Source organism: Nostoc sp. TCL26-01, assembly GCF_013393945.1.
In the GTDB taxonomy this organism is placed as follows: Bacteria; Cyanobacteriota; Cyanobacteriia; order Cyanobacteriales; family Nostocaceae; genus Trichormus.
This window is the reverse complement of the sequence record NZ_CP040297.1, coordinates 1,146,972-1,173,192: the sequence shown is the minus strand read 5'-3', so window position 1 is coordinate 1,173,192 and position 26,221 is coordinate 1,146,972. Positions and strand designations below refer to the sequence as shown.

General features: G+C 42.2%; 17 protein-coding genes and 1 pseudogene. 13 read left to right on the top strand and 5 right to left on the bottom strand.

Features of this window, described 5'->3' with window-relative positions:
- The first annotated feature begins 60 nt into the window (after positions 1-60).
- From FD725_RS04890 to FD725_RS04880, 3 genes are all read left to right on the top strand, one after another.
- Complete coding sequence (locus FD725_RS04890; RefSeq protein WP_179047087.1) at positions 61-1,008, top strand: aldo/keto reductase; 948 nt, start codon at positions 61-63, stop codon at positions 1,006-1,008.
- A 75-nt stretch (positions 1,009-1,083) separates the two neighbouring features.
- Complete coding sequence (locus tag FD725_RS04885) at positions 1,084-1,470, top strand: DUF3119 family protein (RefSeq protein ID WP_179047086.1); 387 nt, start codon at positions 1,084-1,086, stop codon at positions 1,468-1,470.
- A 123-nt stretch (positions 1,471-1,593) separates the two neighbouring features.
- A complete protein-coding gene (locus FD725_RS04880) occupies positions 1,594-2,814 on the top strand; it encodes a DUF3086 domain-containing protein (protein ID WP_179047085.1) in 1,221 nt (406 codons plus the stop codon).
- Positions 2,815-2,947: 133 nt separating this feature from the next.
- On the opposite strand, the gene FD725_RS04875 is transcribed toward FD725_RS04880, so the two are convergent.
- On the bottom strand, positions 2,948-3,232 hold the full coding sequence (locus FD725_RS04875; protein ID WP_179047084.1) for a hypothetical protein: 285 nt from the start codon (positions 3,230-3,232) through the stop codon (positions 2,948-2,950).
- Positions 3,233-3,441: 209 nt separating this feature from the next.
- Here FD725_RS04875 and plsY point away from each other — a divergent pair, with 209 nt between their 5' ends.
- The 4 genes from plsY to drmD all read left to right on the top strand — a co-directional run bounded on the left by plsY (position 3,442) and on the right by drmD (position 10,722).
- Positions 3,442-4,125, top strand: coding sequence for a glycerol-3-phosphate 1-O-acyltransferase PlsY (gene plsY, locus FD725_RS04870; RefSeq protein WP_179047083.1), 684 nt, complete (start codon positions 3,442-3,444; stop codon positions 4,123-4,125).
- A gap of 37 nt (positions 4,126-4,162) precedes the next feature.
- A complete protein-coding gene (locus tag FD725_RS04865) occupies positions 4,163-4,417 on the top strand; it encodes a TIGR03643 family protein (protein ID WP_179051423.1) in 255 nt (84 codons plus the stop codon).
- Between the two features lie 6 nt (positions 4,418-4,423).
- On the top strand, positions 4,424-5,926 hold the full coding sequence (locus tag FD725_RS04860; RefSeq protein WP_179047082.1) for a cryptochrome/photolyase family protein: 1,503 nt from the start codon (positions 4,424-4,426) through the stop codon (positions 5,924-5,926).
- Positions 5,927-7,476: 1,550 nt separating this feature from the next.
- The gene (gene drmD / locus FD725_RS04855) at positions 7,477-10,722 is read left to right on the top strand and encodes a DISARM system SNF2-like helicase DrmD (RefSeq protein ID WP_179047081.1); all 3,246 of its coding nucleotides are present in this window, start codon (positions 7,477-7,479) and stop codon (positions 10,720-10,722) included.
- 145 nt (positions 10,723-10,867) lie between these two features.
- Here the strand turns inward: drmD and FD725_RS04850 are convergent, their stop codons facing one another.
- Positions 10,868-11,092 (bottom strand): hypothetical protein, encoded by a 225-nt coding sequence (locus FD725_RS04850; RefSeq protein ID WP_179047080.1) that lies wholly within the window; start codon positions 11,090-11,092, stop codon positions 10,868-10,870.
- A 67-nt stretch (positions 11,093-11,159) separates the two neighbouring features.
- On the opposite strand from FD725_RS04850, the gene FD725_RS04845 reads away from it, so the two are divergent.
- Positions 11,160-15,374, top strand: coding sequence for an Eco57I restriction-modification methylase domain-containing protein (locus FD725_RS04845; RefSeq protein ID WP_256871851.1), 4,215 nt, complete (start codon positions 11,160-11,162; stop codon positions 15,372-15,374).
- A gap of 646 nt (positions 15,375-16,020) precedes the next feature.
- Positions 16,021-16,437: an IS200/IS605 family transposase gene (gene tnpA / locus FD725_RS04835; RefSeq protein WP_179047079.1), complete on the top strand. Its 417-nt coding sequence runs from the start codon at positions 16,021-16,023 to the stop codon at positions 16,435-16,437.
- A gap of 282 nt (positions 16,438-16,719) precedes the next feature.
- Here tnpA and FD725_RS04830 read toward each other — a convergent pair whose 3' ends face one another.
- A complete protein-coding gene (locus FD725_RS04830; protein ID WP_179047078.1) occupies positions 16,720-17,814 on the bottom strand; it encodes a HigA family addiction module antitoxin in 1,095 nt (364 codons plus the stop codon).
- Positions 17,815-18,124: 310 nt separating this feature from the next.
- Between FD725_RS04830 and drmA the strand changes: the two genes are divergently transcribed.
- From drmA to FD725_RS04815, 3 genes are all read left to right on the top strand, one after another.
- Positions 18,125-21,583 (top strand): DISARM system helicase DrmA, encoded by a 3,459-nt coding sequence (drmA, locus tag FD725_RS04825; RefSeq protein WP_179051421.1) that lies wholly within the window; start codon positions 18,125-18,127, stop codon positions 21,581-21,583.
- A gap of 189 nt (positions 21,584-21,772) precedes the next feature.
- Positions 21,773-23,638 carry a DUF1998 domain-containing protein gene (drmB, locus tag FD725_RS04820; RefSeq protein ID WP_179047077.1) on the top strand — a complete coding sequence of 622 codons (1,866 nt, stop codon included), beginning with the start codon at positions 21,773-21,775 and terminating at the stop codon, positions 23,636-23,638.
- A gap of 5 nt (positions 23,639-23,643) precedes the next feature.
- The gene (locus tag FD725_RS04815; RefSeq protein ID WP_218653154.1) at positions 23,644-24,015 is read left to right on the top strand and encodes a hypothetical protein; all 372 of its coding nucleotides are present in this window, start codon (positions 23,644-23,646) and stop codon (positions 24,013-24,015) included.
- An 18-nt stretch (positions 24,016-24,033) separates the two neighbouring features.
- Here FD725_RS04815 and FD725_RS04810 read toward each other — a convergent pair.
- Both FD725_RS04810 and FD725_RS04805 read right to left on the bottom strand, forming a co-directional pair.
- Positions 24,034-24,132 (bottom strand): annotated as a pseudogene (locus FD725_RS04810) (helix-turn-helix domain-containing protein); the annotation flags it as partial.
- Between the two features lie 114 nt (positions 24,133-24,246).
- Entirely contained in the window at positions 24,247-24,909 is a 663-nt protein-coding gene (locus FD725_RS04805; RefSeq protein ID WP_179047076.1) for a class I SAM-dependent methyltransferase, read from the bottom strand.
- Between the two features lie 75 nt (positions 24,910-24,984).
- On the opposite strand from FD725_RS04805, the gene xseA reads away from it, so the two are divergent.
- Entirely contained in the window at positions 24,985-26,208 is a 1,224-nt protein-coding gene (xseA, locus tag FD725_RS04800; protein ID WP_179047075.1) for an exodeoxyribonuclease VII large subunit, read from the top strand.
- Positions 26,209-26,221: the final 13 nt, after the last annotated feature.

The following is a 26,221-nucleotide window of genomic DNA, read 5'->3' as shown; positions in this document are numbered from 1 at the left end:
GATTCCATCCACTATTTCGTTACACTAAGAAAAGTCAAGAAGTGTAAAGAATATAAACCAGTGGAAACAATTACCTTGGGGAAAAATGGCCCGGCTGTTACACCTCTGTGCATTGGTACTTGGGCTTGGGGTGATAAGCTTTTTTGGAACTATGGCAATGGTTACGGACAAGAACAGTTGCAAGCAGCATTCACAGCAGCCCTAGAAGTTGGTATTACTTTCTTTGATACCGCCGAAGTTTATGGGCTAGGGCTATCAGAGCAATTGTTAGGACAGTTTATCAAACAGACTCAGCAACCTGTACAAATTGCCACGAAATTTGGCCCGTTACCTTGGCGATTTAGTGGACAATCAGTATCCGATGCTTTAACGCATAGTCTCACACGTCTGCAACTTGAGCGTGTTGAGCTTTACCAAGTGCATTGGCCTTTTGCTTTCTTTTTAAGTCAAGAAACTTTATTAAACACTTTAGCTCACGAAGTCAAGGAGGGTAGAATTGCCGCAGTGGGTGTGAGCAATTACTCAGCAGATCAAATGCGGGAAGCGCATCAAATACTAGCAGCGAAGGGAGTACCTTTAGCGGTTAACCAAGTACCCTACTCTTTGCTAAATCGGCAAATCGAAAGCAATGGTATTTTAGCAACTGCCAGTGAATTAGATGTGACTATTTTGGCATATAGCCCACTAGCTCAAGGATTACTAACAGGTAAATATACTCCGGAAACTGCTGATATTCCTAGTGGAGCGAGAAAAATAGATCCCAGATTTAGCAAAGAAGGACTGCAAAAAATTGCCCCAGTGATATCTCTACTACGTAGCTTAGGGGAAAAGTTTGATCGTACACCTGCCCAAGTTGCCCTGAATTGGTTGATTGCACAAGGGAACGTCATCCCCATTGCCGGTGTCAAAACTGTGGCACAAGTTCGACAAAATGCCGGTGCTTTAGGTTGGAAATTAAGCGACGATGACATTCAAGAGTTAGACAAAGTGAGTCGTCTTGAGAAATAGGGGAGTGAAGTTTTCTCGGCTACACGCCTAAAATAATAAAAATGTTTACTTACTAACAAAACAGGATGGTAATTTGTGACAAGTTCAATTGCGCCAAACCCTACCTCAACGGTGGAACTTAAACCTAGTTACAATATCCCCATAGTTTTAGCGATCGCAGCTATTCCTTTATTATTTGTTCAAGCTGGGGTAGGCATTTTCGCAGGATTGTTGGGTTTATTTCTGTTGTTGCAAACAGTTAGTCTGCGTGTGCAATTTACGGCTACGGACTTCGATCTTTACCGAGGCGACAAACTCATTCGTCGTTTTCCCTATCGAGAATGGCAAAATTGGCGGATTTTTTGGGATAGAGTGCCTATCTTGTTCTATTTTAAAGAAATTAACAGTATTCACTTTCTCCCCATTCTCTTTGACCCCAAAACCCTCAAAGCTTGCCTAGAAGAACGTTGTCCCCGGATTTAGCTGTGAGTTCAATCTTTACCCCCATACTTCCTTACTCACCAATTCCCAGTTTCGAGTTACACTGAGAAGCTAGATATTTCTGCAAGCTAGATTATTCGCATCAGAGGAATTGCACTATAGTTTATGAACCCCGACGAAACTCAAACTCCAGAACCGATTGATGAGTGGTTGGAGCAAATACAACCAGAAAACCCTAAGTTGGAAAATCCAGAAAGCTCATCTGTAGAGTCAGTTCTGGAACTCGAAGGGCAAACACCATCAGATGAACTACCCATAGAAAATTTAGCATCAGTAGCACCTGGAGATGATTTACCATCAGAGTCATCTGGTGATACATTACTGGCATCAGAAAGTAATCCACTCTACAGAGAAGCAGAACAACGGATTGCCGAATTACAACTCACAGAAGCCACCCTCAAGGACGAAATAGCTAATTTGCAAGCTGCTTACAAAATCCTGCAAGGGCAATTTAGCGAAACACAAACGGCGATGGGAAAACTCATCCAAGAGTCCCTATCACAGTTAGAACAACGCAAACAAGCTCTACAAATTTCTGTAGAACAGCTAGAACGTCGTCAAGAACGTATCCGCAATGAGATGCGGACTACTTTTGCCGGGACATCTCAAGACTTAGCAATTCGCGTCCAAGGTTTTAAAGACTATTTAGCAGGTAGCTTACAAGATTTAGCAGCCGCAGCCGAACAACTGCAACTAGTACCTGCTGTGACTGAAAGAGAAAAACCACCTGCCAGAGAAACTAAACCTGTGGAAACCCAACCAGGAGTACCACAGTTTGCTCAACAGCAGTTTCAAGATACAACTAAACAAATTCGTCGCCTGATTGATCAATATCGCAACAAGCCAGATTATTATGGCCCAGCTTGGCAACTACGCCGCACCTTTGAACCAGTCCACGCCGAACGAGTGGCTAATTGGTTTTTCAACCAAGGGGGACGGGGTGCTTTGCGAACAATGGGTAGTCGCTTGCAAAATATTTTGATTGCTTCGGCAGCAATTTCCATCTTACATAAGTTGTATGGCGATCGCCTCCGTACTCTGGTTTTAGCTAACACACCAGAACGTCTAGGTGAATGGCGGCGGGGTCTGCAAGACTGTCTAGGCATCGGTCGTCCAGATTTCGGGCCGGATAGAGGTGTTGTATTATTTGAAGCAGCAGATGCTTTAGCACAAAAGGCAGACCGTTTAGTGAAAGCCAATCAATTGCCTTTGATTCTCATTGATGATTCGGAGGAGCAAATTAGTCTAGCATTACTACAATTTCCTCTGTGGTTAGCTTTTGCTCCTGACCCGAAAACAGTGAGAAATTATGATGATGATTTTTAAATTTGTCATTAGTCAATGGTCAATAGTCATTAGTCAATAGTCAATGGTCAAAATCAAGGTTTTTGGACTGTTGGCTTTTGAGTGTTGATCACTCACAGAAGGGTTTTTTGGTTCAGTGCGTAAGTCATCATGATTATTTTTGCACAATGTCCATCAATGCGTTATTAATTACGTCATCACTAACACCATGACGTTTAAGACTGGCAATCAACACAGAAACCGGATCTCCTTCCAATCGCTCTAAATCTGCTCTAAGTCCCTGACCAATATAAGCACGAATTAAAGGTTGATACCCTGAAAAACCTAATAGTGGCGCGACTCGTTTTAAATCCTCAATTACATCTTCAGGTATCCTAATCGTTACACTGGTCATAGGACGATTAGGGTCTAACCGTTTTTTTAAATCCTCAATTTTCATAAGACCTTGCTCCTTGCGCGTCGCCTTACGAACCTAAATAATCCGAATTATATTGTTATCACAAAATACAGATCCATAGTCTTCATCTTAGACGGGATGTATTTACGTTGTCAATACGCTTGAGGCTAATTTGCCGTTATTTAGTCAAAAACTCTTAGACTACTCAAGATAAACTATTGACTATAAACTATTAATTCTTGTGAATTCCTATGGCTACTTGGTTAAGTTTGTGTGGTGCAGTCGTAATTGTAGCTTACCTGTTGGGTTCGTTTCCGACTGGGTATATTGCTGTCAAACAACTTAAAGGTATTGATATTCGAGAAGTGGGTTCGGGTTCCACAGGTGCAACTAATGTTTTGAGGACTTTGGGTAAGGGGCCAGGAGCGTTTGTTTTAGGACTGGATTGCTTGAAGGGAGTATTAGCGATCGCCTCAGGTTACTATTTATTTGACTTCGCTGCTAGCCAAAATTTAATTCCCCCAACGGTAGATATCAACCTATGGCAACCTTGGCTAGTTATATTAGTAGGTTCAGCTGCTATTTTAGGACACAGCAAGTCAATTTTTCTGGGCTTTACAGGTGGCAAATCTGTGGCTACTAGTTTAGGAATTTTGTTAGCGATGAATTGGCAAGTGGGTTTGGCTACTTTGGGAGTGTTTGCCTTTGTCGTGGCGATATCGCGGATTGTATCATTGGGTTCGATATTAGGTGCGATCGCAGTTCCCATTGAGATGGTGATTTTACACCAACCTCTAGCATATATCTTGTTTGCGATCGCTGGTGGTCTATATGTAATTTTCCGTCACCGCGCTAATATTGAGCGTTTGCTAGCAGGTACAGAACCAAAAATCGGGCAAAAACTCGTCACGGAAACAGAACAACAAAACGCTTAAAAATCCAGCATTAATATCTTTCTCTCAATCTATTATGGTGAAACTACCTGAATTAGATACAGCAACTATAGACCGGATCATAGAAATGGCTTGGGAAGATAGAACCCCATTTGATGCCATTGAAGCTCAATTTGGTTTGTTAGAAAAACAAGTAATTGCTCTGATGAAACGAGAGATGAAAGCATCTAGTTTTCGGATGTGGCGAGAACGAGTTAACCAACGCAAAACTAAGCATTTAGGTAAGCGGGATTTTGTTGCAGGCAGGTTTAAATCAGCTAATCAAAAGACATAGATAAGTATGACAATTGGAGTTTGGATTTTAGGAGATCAACTTTGGGAACAACAAGCAGCTTTGCAAAGTGTTGCTCAAAAAGAGAATTTACCTGTAATTTTCATCGAATCTTTGCAACATATCCAAGTCCGTCCTTATCATCAACAAAAACTAGTTTTAGTCTGGTCAGCAATGCGGCATTTTGCTGAAGAATTGCGCCAGAAACAATATTTAGTTACATACAAAATATCTGATGATTTTGCTACACCTTTGCAAGCGTGGGTGCAAGAATATCAAATTACTGAATTGCGGCTGATGATGCCGAGCGATCGCCCTTTTATCGAAGTAATTCACAGTCTAGAATTATCCTGTAAAATTACGCTGATTCCCAATAATCATTTTTTGTGGAGTACAGAAGAATTTAATCACTGGGCTAAAAATCGTAAGCGCCTATTAATGGAAGATTTCTACAGAGAAGGTAGGCGGCGTTGGCAGATTTTAATGGCACAAAACAAACCCATTGGCGGAAAGTGGAATTTAGATAAAGAAAATCGCCAACCACCAAAAGGTAAGCTCAATACACCACCGGCACAATGGTTTGTAGCAGATAAAATCACACTTGATGTTATTGCTAAAGTCAAGTCTTTATCTATTGCTACTTATGGAGATTTAGAAACATTTCGTTGGGGTGTAACTCGTCAACAAGCACTACAAGTTTTAGATTGGTTTATTCAACATCGCTTATCTGATTTTGGCCCTTACCAAGATGCGATGGTGACAGGAGAACAAACGATGTGGCACGCGATGCTTTCTCCTTATTTGAATCTTGGATTACTGCAACCTTTAGAAGTCATTCAAGCAGTCGAACAAGCTTATCAACAACACCAATTACCTTTAAATAGTGTGGAAGGTTTTATTCGTCAAGTCTTGGGTTGGCGAGAATATATGCACGGTGTTTATCACTATGTAGATGCAGCATATCCAGATAAAAATTGGTTTAATCACACGCAAGCACTACCAGAATTTTTCTGGACAGGTAAAACTCAAATGAATTGTCTACACCAAGTTCTTACCCAAGTTCAACATAGTGGTTATGCTCATCATATCCAAAGGTTAATGGTGTTGAGTAATTTTGCTCTGATTGCTGGATTATTACCCCAAGCAGTAGAAAATTGGTTTCATGCTGCTTTTATTGATGCTTATGATTGGGTAATGCAGACAAATGTCATTGGTATGGGTTTATTTGCCGATGGTGGTGTGTTGGCATCAAAGCCCTATGCTGCATCTGCTAATTATATTAATAAGATGAGTGACTATTGTAAAGGTTGTGAATATAATTACAAGGAACGTGTGGGTAAAAATGCCTGTCCTTTTAACTTCTTTTACTGGAATTTTCTTGACCAACACCGTGATAAATTACAAACTCAAGGACGGATGAGTTTTATTTTAAAAAACTTAGATAAAATGTCTCCTGAAGAATTACAAAGCATTCGTAAACAAGCTCACATATGGCATACAGATAATTCGTAATTTTTCATCAGGGGTGTAGAGGTATAGAGGAATCCCATACAATTCATCATAAATTACATGACAAATATGCCATTGCTGAACTATCCTTCTCAAGATGGGGGAAATAAATTGATTAAGCCGTTAGACTTTTGTCTGTTAATGCCTGAAAAACGTGTGTCAACCCTGGAGTGTAAGCCAGGGTTTTTTTATGGCTGGGACTTAGATAGAAGCTTTTTGCCATATCAAAAAAATTGAATTTTGTATACACCTATTGGGTGGATGAACTACTATCAAACTAGGAATAGATTATAAACATATAGTAAACACCTGGTATGTAGGGGCTAGACTATTGTCCATGCCTCTTTTTTATGTCTGATGAATTATGTATTTTTGAGCAACTTTTTTGGATAAAAATCAGCTTTTTGCAGATGCAAAGAATAGCATTTCTGGGCTTTTGATGATACTTCCTCAAGGAAGATGATATGTTAAAAAAGTAAGTTTAAATTAATTTAGTACGTTGTTAAGCACAGCAATTATCAAGGTTTGGTTCATGACCAAACCTTTTTTGTCAGTAATTACATAAGCACTAAAGATTTTGTGTTGACATCTACCTGAAGTCTCATAAACTGAGATTTTGAGTGTTGATAAACTTGATGAGAGTTGGTATATGCTATGAGAATCCACTTTGAGTTCTGTTAGCGTAGCCTCATGATTTGCGTAGTCAGGCAATAGGCAAGAGGGTTCTCGAAAATGAAAGTCAAGCATTACCAGTTTTCTGAGGATTTGCATACAGTCTAAAGGAAGATGAACTAAAGTCATAGAAGGTTTAAATTATTCTTGGTGTAGTAAATGCTTGGTATACATAAAGGCTTGGTTTGTCCAGGCCTTTTTTGTTATTTTATAGAGCGACACATTATTTGACCGTGCCGACAAATTATTTGTCATAAACTGTATAGCGACGAATTATTTGTCATAGTTTTTTCGTTTATGCAGATACATAGTAGCACTCCACTGGGCTAAGTATTATTTTTAGTTACATTAGCTCTCGAAGTTATATCTGTAATTTTTTTGAGGTCTAAACCTAAAATAACAGTGCAATGCGATCGCCATTTCTTATCAAATCTGACTACCACAATCACATACAAGTCTAACTAACTGAGTTGGAATTTATAGTAATACTCAGTATTAATACTAATGCGTTTCAAAAAATGTGTTGCTATATTTTTAACATACAAATTAGTATACTTGCTCACGCTTGTAACCATAATTGAGTATGGCTTTGATGGGCGAAATATATCGTTTTTTCATTAAATAGACTCAAAGAGTTTAAATAATGTAAATTAATATATTTTTTAAGTTATGTATTAAAATATACATTTTGCTTATTAAATTAAATTTATAAGTATTCTTAAATCCTAAATTTTTATACCCAATTAAAATCTGCGGATTTGCAACTGTGAGCGATCACTAATGGTGAGCGGAACGCGATCGCTTCACAGGCGATTTTTCATGCAAAAAATAGCTTCTTTGTGGTTGGTGTAAGGATTTCAGCGTGCAAAGGATTCTAGAGGATGAGTGTTGTTACTGGGCAAATTGTGCGGGTGCGATCGCGGCAGTATCTTGTAGAAGATGTAGTGGCTAAACCTTCTCTCAAAGAAGACACTTTAGTTTGCCTCTCATGTTTAGAAGATGATGCGTTAGGGGAACAGTTAGAGGTTCTTTGGGAAAGGGAAGTCGATGCGAAAGTCATAGGTAAAACTTCCTGGGAGTCTATAGTAAACCGAGGTTTTGACAACCCCCGCTTATTTTCGGCTTATCTCCACACTCTACGCTGGAACTGCGTTACCTCAACTGACCCGAAACTTTTTCAAGCACCCTACAGAGCAGGTATTGAAGTCAAAGCTTACCAACTTGAACCGCTACGCAAAGCTTTATTAATGCCCAGAGTTGGTTTGTTTATTGCTGATGATGTTGGATTAGGGAAAACCATTGAAGCAGGGCTGATTTTAAGAGAAATGTTGATGCGGCAAAAAGTTCGCCGTGTCGTGATTTCCTGTCCCCCATCGGTTGTAAGGCAATGGCAAGAAGAAATGGAAAGCCGCTTCGGGCTAACTTTTGTGATTTTTGACCGTGAGTTCGTGGCTAGTCGTCGTCAAGAACGGGGTTATGGAATTAACCCTTGGACAACTCACAGCCGTTTCATTATTTCTCATGCTTTGTTACGCGATGAAACCTATGCTGCGCCTTTGCGTGATTGGTTGGGAGATTTTGCAGGCGCATCAATGTTGATTCTGGATGAAGCACACAACGCAGCCCCAGCTAGTGGTGCGAAGTACGCTGTAGATTCTCAGTTAACACGCACTGTCCGCGATATTGCGCCACGGTTTGAACATAAGCTGTTCCTTTCTGCTACGCCTCACAATGGTCATTCCAATAGCTTTGCAGCATTACTAGAAATCCTTGACCCGCAACGGTTTTGTCGAGGTGTACCTGTGCGCGAGCGCAAACTTCTAGACACGGTAATGGTGCGGCGATTAAAGCAAGATTTACGGGAGATTGGCGAAGAGTTTCCCGAACGGCGGGTAATTCCTATCGTTATCGATAACCTTCCAGAAGATGCGCCCGAATTGAAACTGTCGCGGTTGCTGCAAGAATATCGCAGTCTGCGAGAAGAACGGCTCAAGGAAGCATCGAAGTCAACGCAAAATGCGGCGATGCTGGTAATCACTTCGCTGCAAAAGCGTCTGCTGTCTTCTATCGAAGCTTTTGCACGCACTTTGAAAGTTCATCGGACGGCGATTGAAAAGCAATCTGCTAACCGTTCTAGTAACACTATCGAAAATTTACCGTTGCTGTTAGAACCCCCTGGTGCTGATGATGAACGCGCCGAACTAGCAGAAGAAGAAGTACAAGCGGAAGAAGATACTCAGGTAACGGTGGCTACTGGACAGGCTACAAGCTTTGGGTTAAGCAGTCGGGAATCGGAAATTTTGTCAGAGATGACCGATGTAGCGAACCAAGCTAGATATCAAGCTGACCCACGAGTTGAAAAGTTATTTGAATGGATTAAACAAAATCTCTGTCCTGATTTGGGTAAACCTAATGCTGCTTGGTTAGAGAAGCGAGTCATTATATTTACTGAATATACAGATACAAAACGCTACTTACAGCAAAAACTTCAAGAAGCGATGGCTGCGCCAAAGCCTTCGGCTAACGCTCTCTCAGATAAAGAACGAGAACGCATTGATCTATTTCATGGCGGTATTGGTGAAGAACGCCGGGAAGCCATTAAAAATGCCTTTAACTCCGACCCATCGCGTCACCCCCTCCGCATTCTCATAGCCACGGATGCAGCACGGGAAGGGGTAAACCTGCAAAACAATTGTGCTGACCTATTCCATTTTGATGTGCCTTGGAACCCGTCGCGGATGGAACAGCGCAACGGCCGTATTGACAGAAAATTACAGCGATCGCCTATTGTTCACTGCTACTACTTTGTTTTAGCGCAACGGACAGAGGACAAAGTATTGAAAGTGCTGGTGAAGAAGACCGAAACAATTCAAAAAGAATTGGGGACGCTTTCGCCAGTTGTGCAGAAGAATTTATCACGCCTGCTGGAAGGTGGTATTCGCCACAATCAGGTAAATAGTATAACTGCATCCATCGAACAAGCTGATTTACCTAACTTATCAATCATTAACGAGGAACTCGAAGAAAATCGACTACGGAAGGAAGAATTAACCAAGGAATTATCCCAGTTACAGGAGATGCTGAAAACGTCGCGGGATTGGTTGGGACTGAGTGACGAACACTTCCGCAATGCTATTTCTGCTTCTTTAGAAATTCTCGGTGCAACTCCTCTGGCCCCAGTCGATAGTCAAGAAGCTTGTCAAGATTCGGCTACTGCACGCTGGACACTTCCGCCCCTTGACCAACGCGCAGACCCGACGTGGGCGAATACTCTTGATACCTTAAGACCACCACGCAAGAAAGGACAAAAGCCTTGGGAATGGCGACGGGAAGCAGCGATTCGTCCGGTAGTATTTCGTGACCCTGGTTCATTGGATGGGGATGTAGTTCACCTGCATTTAGAACATCGGGTGGTACAGCGTCTTTTAGGGAGATTTTTAGCCCAAGGGTTTTTACATGATGAGTTAACCCGCGCTTGCGTTTGTCTGACTGATGACCCAATTCCTAAAGTTCTCGCCTTGGGACGGTTATCTGTTTATGGACAAGGCGCGTCGCGGCTGCATGACGAAGTAATTGCGATCGCAGCAGAATGGTCAGACCCAACTGCGAGGGGACGCAAGAAACTACAACCCTTAAACGAAGGGGAGAAAGACAACGTACTGGCTTTATTGGAAGATTCTTTAGCTTCTCCTCGTTTGCAAAAAGTTTCCGAAACGGTTAAGGAACTGCTGAAACAGAATGCTACTCAAGATATTGCTGATTTGATTCCCCATTTAGAACGTCGTGCCAATATTTTGGCGCAAAGGGCTGAGAAAAAGTTAACCGAACGGGGCAAAAAAGAAGCTGTGGAGATGAAAAAAATTCTCGAACAACAGCAGCAGCGTATCAGCCAACGTAAGCAGGAAATTGAAAATACTAAAGCTATCCAGCTATCAATTCCGTTTGAAGAGTTCCCAGCCGAGGAAAAACGGCAGTTAGAAGCAGACCGCCGCCATTGGGAGAAGCGATTGAAAGCCCTGGCTGAAGAGATTAATTCTGAACCTGCCCGAATTGAGGCTTCTTACGAAGTTAGGGCGGTGCGAGTTGAACCTGTGGGATTGATTTATTTGTGGCCAGTTTCGGGTTAACAAGCAATTCCCCGACACATAGCCCCAAGACCGCCAGGGAATGTAATTCCCCGACACATAGCCCCAAGACCGCCAGGGAATGTAATTCCCTGTCTAACAGCGAAAGTCCTCTAAAAAAGGACTGTGTAAACGGTTTCAGTCGGATTTATCCGACTTCTGCTATCAGACAGGGGTTTATAACCCCTGGCTGTCTGGCTGTCTGACTGGCTGACTGGCTGACTGGCTGACTGGCTGACTGGCTGACTGACTGGCTGACTGGCTGACTGACTGGCTGGCTGGCTGGCTGGTTGTCTGGCTGGTTGTCTGGCTGGCTGTCTGGCTGGCGGGGAAATTCACAATTAACTACTAAATGACTGGCAGGAAAATTCACAACTAAGTAATTACTAACTGACTGATGGGCAAAATAACAACGACACCTAAAAACAAATGAGGCGGTCGTGGTTAAGGATAAGGAAGTTCAAGCGCATAAGGAATGGTTGGGCTTTCTTCAGCCAGTGGGGTTGGTAGTGTCGCCAACGGCGTTGAATAATGCCCAAATGTCGGTAAATCGCAACGTTGTTGAGTTACAGCAACGGTTAATCGAAATAGTAAGCCGAGATTACACCGATGACAGCACCAACTACACCTGCGTAATTTCTGACTTTCCCACCTTCACAGTTGAAATTCTGGGTTGGCAACCAACAGATTTAATCGAGAGTCCAGAGGATTTGGCGGTATCGCTACCAGAATACAGTGAAACCTTACAACCAACCTATGCCGTACCTGACCCGGATAATGGTGGTTGGTTGATGCTGGTACAGGTCATTTCCCCTGGTACTGACCTTGATAGAGTTAGCGAGAATATCAAATCTACAGGATGGCACGCCAGCCCCCAGGCGAAGTTTGAGCGACTGTTGCGGGAGAAAGAAATTCCTGTAGGTATTTTGTGTAATGGTACAGAATTACGTTTGGTATATGCCCCACGGGGAGAATCTTCTGGACACCTAACCTTTCCGGTACAGGCGATGTGCGAGGTATCGGGACGGTTGATTTTGGGTGCAATGCAGATGTTGTTGGAAGAACAGCGAGTGTTCAATGCGCCAACAGACCGCCGTTTAGTAGCGTTGCTGCAAAATAGCCGCAAGTACCAAAACGAAGTTTCTACCAAGTTATCAGAACAGGTACTTGATGCGCTGTGGGAATTACTGCGTGGTTTTCAAGCTGCGAATGACCATGCTAAAGGAATCTTGCTTGATGACATTGCCCAAAACGAACCTCAGCATATTTACGGTGGATTAATTACCGTTTTGCTACGGTTGGTGTTTCTGCTGTATGCGGAAGATGAGGGTTTAATGCCGCAGGGTTCGATTTACACGCGCAACTATTCGGTAACTGGGCTGTATGAGAGATTGCGCGAGGATGCGGGTAACTATCCTGACACAATGGAACAGCGTTATGGTGCTTGGGCGTGGTTACTCAGTCTTTTTCGCTTAGTTTACGATGGCGGCTGTCATGCTGATTTATACTTACCAGCACGTCACGGACAGCTTTTTGACCCCGATGAGTACGCATTTTTAGAAGGTCGTTCTCGCCATACTACCTATAAAGAATGGGAATTGATTGAACCGCCACGCATTTCTGATGGTGTAGTTCATGAGGTATTGCGCGGTTTACTCGTTCTTGATGGTGAACGTTTGTCATACCGGGCTTTGGATGTGGAACAAATCGGTTCCGTGTACGAGGCGGTGATGGGTTATGAGGTCAAAAAAGCTACTACGCTATCTATTGGTGTATGGAGTAAACCCAAGGGTGCGAAAACCTCTGTGACTGTGGTTGTTAGCGTTGATGAGGTATTAAAGACCAAAGCCAATGACAGAGCGAAGTATTTAAAAGAAGTAGCAGGTTGTGAAATATCCGGTAAATCACTGGCCGAGTTAAAGCAAGTGAAAACTGCCGAGGATTTAATTGCAGCTTTAGGACGGAAGATATCGCCGCAAACACCCGCTTTACTGGCGGCTGGTTCATTGTATTTGCAACCAGGGGAAGAACGGCGGCGTAGTGGTTCTCATTATACGCCCCGTGCGTTGACAGAACCGATAGTTAAAGAAACCCTCAGACCTGTTTTAGCAGCTTTGGGTGAACGTCCCACACCAGAGCAAATTTTGGCTTTGAAGGTATGCGATTTAGCTGTAGGAACGGCTCCTTTTTTGGTGGAAGCTTGTCGTCAGTTGGCAGAAAAATTGGTGGAAGCTTGGAATCTACATGGCTTGATTTCAGAAGTTCCATCGGATGAAGAACCGTTATTGTATGCGCGGCGTTTGGTGGCGCAGCGTTGTTTGTATGGGGTAGATAAAAACCCGTTTGCGGTGAATTTGGCGAAGTTATCTTTGTGGTTGGTAACTTTAGCGAAGAAGCATCCTTTTACATTTTTAGACCATGCGTTGAAATGTGGTGATTCATTGGTAGGTTTAACCCGTGACCAACTTGTTAAGTTTAACTGGGAAAAAGATACTACGTATGATGATAAAGAATTACCTTTATTTAATGAGCAACTAAATAAGGTTAAGTTTAACCGTGATGAGATTCAAAGTTTAGGCGATGAAAATTACGATGCGAAGCGTGATTTTTATCAAGCAACAGAGGAATTATTACATGATGCTCGTCTTAAAGGTGATTTAGTGATTGCTTCTTTCTTTGCTGCGGATAAAGATAAAGCGAAGAAAGAGGAACGAGATGGATTATTTCAGAAGTATTTTAAATGGCGGAGAAATCCTGATGAGAGTGGAGAGGTTTTAAGTATTAGTAGAAATTTGCGACAAGCAGATAAACCTGTAAAGCCGTTTAATTGGGAAATTGAATTTCCAGAGGTATTTGATAGAGAAAATTCTGGGTTTGATGCGATTGTTGGCAATCCCCCATTTGCAGGGAAGAATACAGCAATAAATGCTCATACTGATGGATATATGGATTGGTTGAAAGTGGTTAACCCAGAATCACATGGTAATTCTGATTTAGTCGCTCACTTTTACCGCAGAGCGTTTGCGCTTTTAAGAGAATCAGGTTGTTTTGGTTTGATTGCTACAAATACTATTGCTCAAGGTGACACTCGTAGCACTGGATTGAGATATATCTGTGAGAATAGCGGTACTATTTACAATGCTCAAAAGCGGTTAAAGTGGCCTGGTTTAGCCGCCGTTGTTGTGAGTGTAGTTCATGTTATTAAACAAGACTATACAACAAGAGAAAAAATAAAACAGCAATCACAAATACAGGCTGGAAGCCAGGTAGAAAGCCGGGGAATCAATTCCCCGTCTGAAAGCGGAAATCCTCTGAAGAGGATTGAGTCAAATATCGATGAAAATTCTAGTCGGTTTCAACCGACTTCTGCTATTAGACCGGAAATTGATTTCCGGGCGGGTGTGGAGGCAGAACGAATTAATTATCAAATTCCTGGGGATGAAAATAAAATTAACTCTCAGAATGGTAAATATTTACAACTAATCCTTGACGGTAAAGAAGTTAATTTTATTTCTGCATTTTTATTTAAGTCGGGTGGTAATAATAACCCTGCTGTGTTATTAGCAAATGCTGATAAAAGTTTTATTGGTAGCTATGTGTTGGGTATGGGTTTTACATTTGATGATTCCAACCCTGAAGCTACATCTATTGCAGAAATGCAACGTTTGATTGCACAAAATCCTAAAAATCAAGAGCGAATTTTTCCTTATATTGGTGGGGAAGAAGTTAACTCTAGTCCAACTCATGAACATCATCGATATGTAATTAATTTTGGTGAAATTAGTGAGGCTGAGGCTAGAGAATATTCTGATTTGATGCAGATTGTGGAAGAGAAAGTTAAACCTGCAAGATTAGCACAAAAGCGTGAAATTCGCGCTCGTTACTGGTGGAGATTTGGTGAAACAACACCTGCTTTGTTTAAAGCGATCGCACCTCTCGAACATGTGTTAGTAACTGCTCGTGTGAGTCAACGTAGTTCATTTACTTTTCTATGTAATAACATGGTGTTTTCTGAACAGTTAGTAGTCTTTACTGACGAACGCTATTCATTTTTCTGCATTATGCAATCATACATTCATGAAATTTGGGCTAGATTTTTTTCATCAACATTTGGAGATGGCTTGCGCTACACTCCCTCAGACTGTTTTGAAACCTTCCCCTTCCCCGAAAACTGGGAAACCAACCCCACCCTAGAAGCTATAGGCAAAGAATACTACGAATACCGCGTCGCCTTAATGGTTCGCAATAACCAAGGACTCACCGACACCTACAACCGTTTCCACGACCCCGACGAAAACCACCCCGAAATCCTCAAACTCCGCGAACTCCACACCGCAATGGATAAAGCCGTCCTCGACGCTTACGGCTGGTCAGATATCCCCACCGACTGCGATTTTATTCTCGACTATGAGGAAGAGGAGGACACAGAAAACAGCAGTGGACGACAAAAGAAAAAACCCTGGCGTTATCGTTGGCGCGAAGAAATCCACGATGAAGTTTTAGCACGCTTGCTTGATTTAAACCAAAAACGCGCCGAAGCAGAAATTTTAGGCGGTAAAGGTGCAGATAAGAGTAAGGGGAAAGGAGGACAGACGAAAAGAAAGCGTAAAAATGAAAATGAACGAGTAACTATTCCGGGGATAAAGGTAGATTAATTTACAGTAGTTTGCATTTATAAAAAATAGCGATCGCATTTTCTAATATGGGGTGATGTCGTTATCCCGAATATCCCAACTATCCCGGCAGACAAACCGACCGGCCAACCGACAGCCAACCGACAGAGATTATAAATCTCTGTCTAATAACGGAAGTCCTCTTAAAGAGGACTAAATTACCAAATTTTATCTTGGCGGTTGAGATAGTCGTCTGAAGACGACTTAAGTTTTCAGACAGGGATTTATAATCCCTGGCTGGCTGTCTAATAACGGAAATCCTCTTAAAGAGGACTAAATTACCAAATTTTATCTTGGCGGTTGAGATAGTCGTCTGAAGACGACTTCAGCTTTCAGACAGGGATTTATAATCCCTGGCTGGCTGTCTAATAACGGAAGTCCTCTTAAAGAGGACTAAATTACCAAATTTTATCTTGGCGGTTGAGATAGTCGTCTGAAGACGACTTCAGCTTTCAGACAGGGATTTATAATCCCTGGCTGGTTGGGTGATTAATTAATGGGTCAATAATTGATTTACTGAATAATTAGCTCTATAGATATTTTTATAAATATTTTTTGCTTAGTTGATAAACTTTATAAATAAATGGGTAAGTTAATAAAAAATGTATATATTTATTATTAATAATTTATGACTTTGTGGCGGCTATATTATCATTTGGTATGGACAACAAAAAATCGTCAACCACTCATCACATCAAATAAAGAACAGCAACTTTATAATTATATTCTTGGCAAGGCACAAGCATTAAATTGTCAAATTCATGCAATTGACGGTATTGAAGACCACATTCATGTTGTTGTTACTATTCCACCAAGTTTGGCAGTTTCGGAATTTGTCAAGAAAATCAAAGGAAGTAGTTCTCATCATCTAAATCATAGTTCTAATGCTTCATCTGATAAATTTGCTTGGCAAGAAGGATATGGTGTTTTTTCTCTAGGCTATAAGCAGCTTAAAGATGTAGTTATCTATGTACAAAATCAAAAAATTCATCATTCTCAACTAACGACACATCCTTATTTAGAGCCAAAGAACACCGAGAACTAAATTATCAAATTTATTGGGTATATATAGGAATCATATTTGATTCCTGTTGGCGTAGCCTGTGCTTACACAAAAAAATCAGTACACTTTTATTGATTCTTACCCTGTTCCCTACCTATTGCGCTTCGCGCACCACGTAAGTAGTTTCAATAATCAAGTCGGATTCCTATATGCGGTAGCAGAATTAAACAATATATCTATCTTAAAATATTCACAATTACTAATCCATTTTTAATAGATTTTATCTAATAGACAGGGATTTTAAATCCCTGTCTGTCGCCCTGTCTAATTATCAGTCGAATTTTGGAAAAAAGGGCTAACTTTTACTAGCAACACTCTTAAATTTTTATGAGGAACTAGTTTGTCATATTGCAAGCGACCAAGAATTATGCCTGGATGCCTGCTTTGAGTCTGAGCAAATTCTTCAATTGCTTTACGAGAAAAGACTTTTTTGCTCCTGATAATAAAATCTTGATATGGCTGAGGATGTATTAACCATTCAGCAGCTTTCTGATTCGCTTCTATTTCCTCCTCATTCTCTTCTAAAGCGTCTAAATTGTCTAAGTAGCTGCCTTTATGCCCTAAAAATATATGTGCTAATTCATGTAGGAGAGTAAACCAAAATGAATCAATTCGGTCATATCTTAGTGTCAGTGCAATAACTGGGTTACTCTCTAAATACAAAGCTGCACCATCTAAATAGGTTTTACTCAAATGCGGGACAATTACAAAATGTACACCCAAATCTCCTAGTAATTTAGGAATTAGCACAATATTTTCTACTTTTTCGGCACAAGCAAGAATTTCTGGTATGGCATTTTCTAATTTTGTCCGGTCAAAGCTTCTAATTTTCTGTTGTTTAGCTAGATTCTCAACTCGTTTTACCCAAACTATGCGAGAAATATCTTCTGGCTTTCTATGTTCTGAACAACGAAAATTAACACTTAACTTAGGTATTTCATCTAAGGAGTGTATGGAGAAAAAATTGCATATTTGCTGTTCTAGACTATCAATGGAATCTGTTTTTTTTATCCACCCATTTTTGATTATTTCAGACATGGGAAGAATTGTATATAATTGACTTTTACGAGTTATACTTTGCTCCTTTTCCTCGTGCTTTTTTTCTTTTACCGCTAGATGAAGCCGATATTTTGCTTCTAAGTTTGTCCAAAACTCAGCAGTAGTACCCAAAGCTTGCGACAATTCGATCGCGGTTTCTGGTGTAATTTGCTTGGTTCCCCGAATAATTTCGTTGATAGTTTGAACTGGACGACCAATAATTTCAGCTAAATCTTTTTGCGTCCAGCCACGTGCTTCTAATTCTCGACTTAAAATTTTTCCAGGTGTTGGTACTCTTGCTGGTGTTAAATTCTGGCTCATATTCTTGTCTCCCCTGCTGTATTGGTTAGTGGTAATCCTCAATATCGATAATGGTCAGGTAATTACCCTGTTCATCTTTATCCACTGTCAAAATCAAGCGCCACTGGTCATTTAAACGTAAGGAACGCTGTCCTGCTTTCCCTCGTTTTCCTTGCAGTTTTCAAATCGCAATCCCTTTTGAGCATATAAGTCTCGTTCGTCTACAGCAGCATCAATAATCGCCATCGAGGTCAAGTTTTTGATTTCTTTATGAATATGTACGGACAATAGTTATTTTTATCTGTTATACAAGAGTTAAAAACTATACATGATGATATCAGCTACTCCTAACGAAGTCCGATCGCGCCTCATCGAAGCCTTACAACTCGACCTCATAGGCCCCACCCCTGATGATATTGACCACGCAGAAGAAATTCTCGACCAAGCACCATCAAAGTGGTATCTTACAGGTTTCCTTGTTCCGCATGGCGCACCCATCGAACAGCGTGGAGATGATACGGCTGATGATGATTTAGACCAATTACAAAGGGGTAGCGCGGGTGAGGATGAAACTGTCCCAGACAAGCCATTCGCCAAGAAAGCTTTTTTCCCTTCATCGATGGGTTTAAGTTTTCTAGTTGCTGAAAACGCCAGTCAACTTAATCTCACAGTGCAATGGGGTGATTACTTCCCAATCAAAGATAATTCTGTAGCAGAATCTCAGAATGATTCTAGTGCGGAAGAAATTCTATCCCCCTTGGAAATAGAAACGACAATCCCCCAACCAGAAGCAGATAAAGGTTTATCTGGATGCTGGAAGCGGATTCCACGCCAAGCCCAAATCACTGTTCCTTTAAAATTACCGCTTCATCACAGCCAATCGACCAAAACTATTCCCATACCTGATAGTAACGGTTTACAACTCGTCGTCTCCATCCGTCCTGTAACATCTAAGGAACTTGTCCCGGCTGGAACTCGTTCTGTTTCTGTATTTCTAGTTAATAATCGCCTCTCCACCTCAGATAAACAGCGCGATATTAGCTATATTTTTCAAACCAGTTTAATCATCCATACCCCAGAACCATTAGTAGCCCGTCCCAACTTACGCGGACGAGATAATCATGATTGGGATGAAAACGTCGCAGATTTACAATACCGCGATGATTACGAATATGCAGTAGGTCATAACGTTAGTGCGATCGCACTCACCAATCCCGATGGTAGCTGTCAGGAAATACGTACAGCATGGATACCTACGGCTGATGTGGAAAAGGTCATCGCCACCCAAGTAAAGGACGTTGAATTGGGAATGGAAGCCTTAGCCAACGCACCCACACCAGCAGCATTGCAAAATATGCTGAGTCCAATGGTAGATGCTTACACTGATTGGATTCAGGAACAACACACCAAATGTCCCACCGAACCCAAGCGGTTAAATGTCGCCCTAGATTTACTCCGCCGTGCAGAAATTGCTAACAAGCGCATCAACGCAGGTATCCAAGCTTTAAATGACCCACAAATATTTGAGGCTTTCTGCATCGCTAATCGCGCCATTGCTACAGCTATCCGCCAACGTAATACTCACGGTAAAACTTTCACGCCGGAAACAGTAGCACCACCGAAATGGCGACCCTTCCAGTTAGCATTTTTACTGATGAACTTGGTAGGGATAGCTTACCCCGAAAATAGCGATCGTGAATTAGTCGATTTGCTATTCTTTCCTACAGGTGGCGGTAAAACCGAAGCATATTTAGGACTCGCAGCTTTTACCCTTGTCCTGCGGCGACTGCGTTATCCCGGTATCAAATCGGCTGGTTTAAGCGTCCTCATGCGCTACACCCTGCGTCTTTTGACTCTCGACCAACTTGGACGGGCGGCGACGATGATTTGCGCCTTAGAATTGGAACGCCAGAAAAACCCGCAGAAATTAGGAACTTGGCCGTTTGAAATTGGGCTATGGGTAGGACAAGCCGCAACACCCAACCGCATGGGTAAAAAAGGAGATAACGACGAAAACAGTGCTAGAGAACGTACTCGTGCTTTTCAAAATAACGATCGCCATCCCTCACCCATTCCCTTAGAAAATTGTCCTTGGTGTGGGACAAAATTTAACCGTAACTCATTCCAATTACAGCCAAATACTGAACAACCAACTAATTTACAAGTATTTTGTGCTAACCGTCGCTGTAATTTCCGTGGTAATCATCCTTTACCAATAGTCATCGTAGACGAGCCACTATACCGCCGTCTACCTTGTTTTATTATCTCTACAGTAGATAAATTCGCCACCCTGCCTTGGGTGGGAGAAACTGGTGCATTATTTGGACGAGTAGACCGCTACGACAATGATGGTTTTTACGGCCCCACTCAACTAAATCGCGGTAAACCCCTTGGCGGCTATTTACCACCACCAGACCTAATTATCCAAGACGAATTACATTTAATTTCCGGCCCCTTGGGAACAATGGTAGGACTATACGAAACAGCCATTGATGCTTTGTGTAGCCAAGAGATAGACGGTAAAACAATTCGTCCGAAAATAGTTGCTTCCACTGCGACAGTACGCCGCGCCAGCAAACAAATTCAAGCTTTATTCGGTCGCAGCGAAGTTGATATATTTCCACCACCGGGGCCAGACAGACGTGATTCATTCTTTGCTAAAACCGTCCCCGCTACAGTCAAAAATGCTCGTACCTATGTAGGAATTGCTGCTCAAGGACGCAGTTTAAAGGTAGTGTTATTGCGTAGCTATTTAGCATTGTTAGGCGCAGCCCAAAAGCACTGGCTAGAACAAGGGGGCAAGAAAAACTCTGAGAACCCAGCCGACCCTTATATGACGCTGTTAGGTTACTTTAACTCCCTACGTGAACTAGGTGGTAGTCGGCGCATTGTAGAAGATGAAGTCAAATCTCGTCTATTACGTTACAGCCAGCATCAGCGAGTTGACGAAACTTCAGGGTTATTTGCTGACCGGAAAATTGATGATGAACCAGAAGAACTAACCTCCCGTGTCAGCACTAGCGAAGTTGCAGATACTAAGCGGCGGATGGAATCAACCTTTGATAAAGACGAAAAGGTTGATGTGGTTTTAGCAACAAATATGATTTCCGTAGGTTTGGATATTACCCGCTTGGGTTTAATGGTAGTTCTCGGTCAACCCAAGACAGCCGCCGAATATATCCAAGCTACCAGCCGTGTAGGGCGGGATGAGGAACGACCGGGTTTAGTAGTGACGTTATTGAACATTCATCGTCCACGCGATCGCTCTCATTATGAACGCTTTTGTGCTTGGCATTCAACATTTTACCGAGCAGTAGAAGCCACCAGCGTAACACCCTTTTCACCCCGCGCTATTGACCGAGGTATTGCTGCCATTACCGTTGCTTTGGCACGGCTAGGACATCCTGGAATGACAGCACCAACTGGCGCTTTCGATATTACTCAACATCGTCAAGAACTAGAGTTTGTTGTGGAAACCATTGCACAAAGGGCAGAAGTTTCTAAAAACGACAAGGCTGAGGCAGAGGAAACACGTCACAAAGTCAAAGGACGAGTAAAAAACTTACTAGATACATGGGTAAGCATTGCGAATGGAAAAATTAGCCTGCAATATCAGCGTGAAGTAGGCGAAGCACCACCACTGATATTTGACCCCCTCGACCCCGAATTAGACAACCAACCACTAGAAGCGCGAAGGTTTAAAGCCCAGCGAAGCTTACGCGATGTCGAACCAACAGTCAATCTCTGGCTAATTAATCCTTACGGACATGAGGTAGAAAATGAAAAGTAAAGTTCAACTTTTATTCTTATTTCAGATAGCCAGGGATTATAAATCCCTGTCTAAAAGCCAAAGTCATCACAAGACGACTACATAAACAAAAAATCATTAATGTTTATTCCTCTTTCAGAGGAATTTTGCTATCAGACAGAGATTTAAAATCTCTGTCTGTCTGGATATAAGAACTAATAAACAAAACTTATGAACAAATCTCACAAGAAAATTCCCCCAGCCGGACAAGTGCGCCAAAGCCAAATCCTTTCTACCTTTGGGCCTGGGGCGATGGTAGACTTACCAGAACATTCAGTGTTAATTGCTGGTTTGAATCATTGGCGTGGTGACAAAAGGCGCATCTTTGAAGACCGATTAGCAACTAGAGTTGCTGAGATTTTAGAAGTCAACAATATTAAGCTGTATGCACCACCAGTTGACGAACAAGACTCTAAAGCACCCCGCACGGGAATTAATGCTTTCATGTTTCCCATTTGGTTTTTAGCCCAAGTCAAAGAAACTTGGTACGACACCAAAACCAAAAAAACATTCCGCACTCGTCCTCTGCTACCTTGGAATAATTTAGTAGGTGGTAAATATCTTAGTGCTGAGAAAAAGTCTATCCCAGTTGTACCCGTCCGCTTCGTACAAGCCTGCGTTAAAGGTCATATTAGCGATATTGACTGGTATCGTTTTGCTCATAATGACCTTGAAAATAAGTGTCGAGGTCAGCTATGGTTAGATGAGGGTGGTTCAGGTAACGACTTCGCTGAAATTTATGTGCGTTGCGAAGCCTGTAAAAAACGCCGTCCCCTTGCTGATGCTACAGTCCGCAACGGTAAAGTTTTAGGCCCATGTCAGGGACATCGCCCTTGGCTTGGTTCGTTTGCCCAAGAACCTTACTGTATTCGTGAATCTACAGGTCTACCAGAATACAACCGCTTATTAGTTAGGTCTGCCAGTAACGCTTATTTTTCGCAAATTCTCAGCGTTATTTCCCTTCCTGATTCAGACGCAGCTTTACAAAAAGCAGTAAATTCAGTCTACGAAGATTTCCTTAAAAACATAACAACACTTGAACAACTTACTCTTGTTAAGAGTCTAATGTCCAAGGTAGCCACAAATTTAGAAGGATTTAGCAATGAAGCCGTCTGGGAAGAAGTACAACGGCGACAAAGTGGGCAAGGAAAACCAAATAAAAGCATTAAGCAAGTAGAAATTGAGACATTACTTTCTAGCCCCGTCGAAGTTGGGGAAGATGTCCCTGACGGTGATTTTTATGCTAGGTCACGTAGTTTAGATAATTTACAGCCTGCGTTTGCTTCCTGCATTGAACGAATAGTTTTAGTACATCGTTTACGTGAAGTAATTGCCCAGGTGGGTTTTACTCGCTTTGAAGCCGAAATGCCAGATATCGACGGCGAACTTGATATCAGCGTCAGGCGTGCTGCGTTGGATATTGAAACCTCTTGGGTTCCGGCAATTGAAAATAAAGGCGAGGGTGTGTTTATTGCTTTCCGTAAGGAAGCTATTGAAGATTGGTTAAAACGAGAAGCCGTTAAAAAGCGAGGAAGAGAATTATCAAGAGGATTTGATATTTGGTGTGCGCGTAAAGGTATCGACCAGGAAAAAGAAAAAGTTAAGTTTCCTGGCTTGCAGTATATAATGCTGCATTCTCTATCACATTTATTGATTGTGGCTGTGTCGTTAGAATGCGGCTATGCGGCTAGTTCCATCCGCGAACGCATCTATGCTGGTGAATCTGGTCATGGCATTCTTTTATACACTGGTTCAACTGGTTCAGAAGGGACTTTAGGCGGACTGGTAGAAGTTGGCAAACGCATTGAACACCATTTGGAAGTAGCACTAGAACAAGGAAGATTATGTTCCAATGACCCAGTATGCGCTCAACATCGCCCAGATAACGAGCAAGAGGAGCGTTTTCTGCACGGTTCGGCTTGTCACGGATGCTTACTAATTGCAGAAACATCCTGCGAACGCCGCAACGAATTTCTTGACCGCGCCTTGGTTGTCTCTACAGTTGAAGGTTTAGGGGCAGAGTTTTTCCCAGAATAATCACAATGGCTTTTTTGCAACTGAGCCGTCCAACTTTACTGAAACTAGCAACAGCACTAGAAAACGGCAGGCTATCTCCGCCTTTTCTAGTATCGACTATTGCTAACTACGTACCCGCAACCTTAAGCCAAACCGTAGTTGATGAACTTAATCGTCTTATTGGTGAAAGCGTAAAGTGTAGTCATATTGCTTATACTCTCCGCTTATTAGCAGCAGAACGAAGCACATCTCAACCGAACGCAATATTGAAGCAGGTGTGTTGCTCACTGACTCAGCAACAGCCCAAGCGTTGCGATCGCAGTTTGACAGTTTGGTGTCTCACAAAATCCTGCGTCCTATTCCTGGGATTTGATTGTTTATGCGATCGCCTACAATGAAGCGTAAGCCCATCGCACTTAAACTATATCAGCCTGAGAAACAACATTCCCTTCACCTTCATCTGGCAGATATTCCAATAGTTCCCCAGGTTGACAATTCAACGCTTTGCAAATGCCATGTCTGTTAGGCTGCTAGAGTACGACATGACTGCTGGATACAGCTTTTGCGGTAACTGTACTTCAAGATAGTAAAAGATGTCAAATGGGTTCTATATTTATATAAGTTAAAGATTAATTTTTTCTTACTAAGGTTAACCCATCACCAATGGGTATGAGGCTGAGAGTGATTCTTTGGTCATGTAGTAGCTTGTGATTGAAGGCGCGGATTTTTTTGGTGCGATTATCTTGCACTTGAGTATCTGCCACTCTTCCCGACCAAAGAACATTATCGATCGCTATCACGCCACCATGTCGAATTAATTGCAGCGATCGCTCATAATAATGATCATAATTGCTCTTGTCAGCATCAATGAAGGCGAAGTCAAAGGTTTCCGCTTCCCCATTGCTGAGTAACCTATCCAAAGTCTCTATAGCTGGGGCGATGTGCAGTATGATTTTATCTGCTACTCCGGCTTGTTGCCAATAACGACGAGCGATCGCAGTAAACTCTTCACTAATATCACAAGCTACCACTTGCCCTTCTGGTGGTAAAGCTAGTGCCACTGCCAAGGAACTATAACCAGTAAATACGCCTATTTCTAAAGTTTTTTTTGCTACTGTTAATTGCACTAACAAAGCCATGAATTGTCCTTGTTCAGGGGCAATTTGCATTCTCCCTACAGGATGCTGGGCTGTTTCTTGCCGCAATTGCTTTAATATTTCTGGTTCTCGTAAAGAAATGTTTAGTAAATAATCATATAACTGTGGTGCAATTCCTAATGTCCGAATTGTCATGGAATTATTGTGATAATTGGGTTTTGATGAAAAATGCTAAAATTGCTTCAGCATAAATGCTTTTAGGCATCTGTGATGATTTTTGACTCTTCTAACGTGACTATTCCGGATGCGGCAGTTTCAGTATCTGGGTTAACTGATTATCTGCGATCGCTCTTAGAACAAGATGAGCAATTGCGGCAAGTTTGGGTGACTGGTGAAGTTTCCAGTGCTAATAATCATCGTAGTGGGTTATTCTTCACTCTACAAGACCCTGATGGTACGGCAGCAATTAAATGTGTGGTTTGGAATAGTCAATTGGCAAAACTCACTCAGTTACCTGTCCCTGGGGAACAGTTGATCATTTTGGGTAGTATTCGCTTATACCCACAAAGGGGAGAGTATCAATTAACAGTATGGCAAGCATTCCCTGGTGGTGTAGGTTTACAAGCATTGCGCTATCAACAGTTACGCAATCGGTTGCTGGCAGAGGGATTATTTGATCCGCAACGCAAGCGCCACATCCCTCTCCATCCACAAATAATTGCTGTTGTTACCTCACCCACGGCGGCGGCTTGGGGCGATATTCAAAAAACCCTCAAACACAGATATCCTGGTTTACACGTCCTATTTTCCCCGGCGACAGTCCAAGGTGAGCAAGCACCAGAATCTATCGTCAAAGCGATCGCCAGAGTAGAACGGGATGGTCGTGCAGAGGTGTTAATCTTATCTAGGGGTGGTGGTGCAGTTGAGGAATTAGTTTGTTTTAATGATGAACGTGTAGTCCGTGCTGTAGCTGAATGTACCATACCTGTAGTTACCGGTATTGGACATCAACGAGATGAGTCTTTGGTAGATTTGGTGGCTGATGTTTGTGTACATACACCCACGGCGGCAGCAGAAACCGTTGTCCCATCGCTAGCAGAAATGTATACTCAACATCGCCAGCGAGTTGCATCGCTACATGAGGCTGTGATTTATTCTCAAACATCTGCGGAGAATAAATTGCAGACATTACGCCATCGCTTACGAAATCTGCGCTTAGATCGGCAAATGCAGCAAGAGGTCAAAAATCTCCAATGGCAACGCCGACAATTGTTACAATTAACAACAGCGCGATCGCAACAAGCCAAGCAACACTTAGAAATGTTACGCCAAAAATTAGCCAGTCTTGACCCCAAAGCTGTGTTACAACGTGGTTATGCAGTAGTGAGGCAAGAAAATGGTGCGATCGCTCGTAATGCTGATAAATTAGCTGTAGGAGATGAGTTGTTGGTTCAATTGGGACAGGGTGAGGTGAAAGTCAAGGTGATAGAGTAGGTCATCCCAATGC

Coding starts and splice junctions, on each gene's coding strand:
- FD725_RS04880 (WP_179047085.1), top strand. CDS start 1,594: ATGAACCCCGACGAAACTCAAACTCCAGAACCGATTGATGAGTGGTTG.
- FD725_RS04875 (WP_179047084.1), bottom strand. CDS start 3,232: ATGAAAATTGAGGATTTAAAAAAACGGTTAGACCCTAATCGTCCTATG.
- plsY (WP_179047083.1), top strand. CDS start 3,442: ATGGCTACTTGGTTAAGTTTGTGTGGTGCAGTCGTAATTGTAGCTTAC.
- FD725_RS04860 (WP_179047082.1), top strand. CDS start 4,424: ATGACAATTGGAGTTTGGATTTTAGGAGATCAACTTTGGGAACAACAA.
- drmD (WP_179047081.1), top strand. CDS start 7,477: ATGAGTGTTGTTACTGGGCAAATTGTGCGGGTGCGATCGCGGCAGTAT.
- tnpA (WP_179047079.1), top strand. CDS start 16,021: ATGACTTTGTGGCGGCTATATTATCATTTGGTATGGACAACAAAAAAT.
- FD725_RS04830 (WP_179047078.1), bottom strand. CDS start 17,814: ATGAGCCAGAATTTAACACCAGCAAGAGTACCAACACCTGGAAAAATT.
- drmA (WP_179051421.1), top strand. CDS start 18,125: ATGATATCAGCTACTCCTAACGAAGTCCGATCGCGCCTCATCGAAGCC.
- drmB (WP_179047077.1), top strand. CDS start 21,773: ATGAACAAATCTCACAAGAAAATTCCCCCAGCCGGACAAGTGCGCCAA.
- FD725_RS04815 (WP_218653154.1), top strand. CDS start 23,644: ATGGCTTTTTTGCAACTGAGCCGTCCAACTTTACTGAAACTAGCAACA.
- FD725_RS04805 (WP_179047076.1), bottom strand. CDS start 24,909: ATGACAATTCGGACATTAGGAATTGCACCACAGTTATATGATTATTTA.
- xseA (WP_179047075.1), top strand. CDS start 24,985: ATGATTTTTGACTCTTCTAACGTGACTATTCCGGATGCGGCAGTTTCA.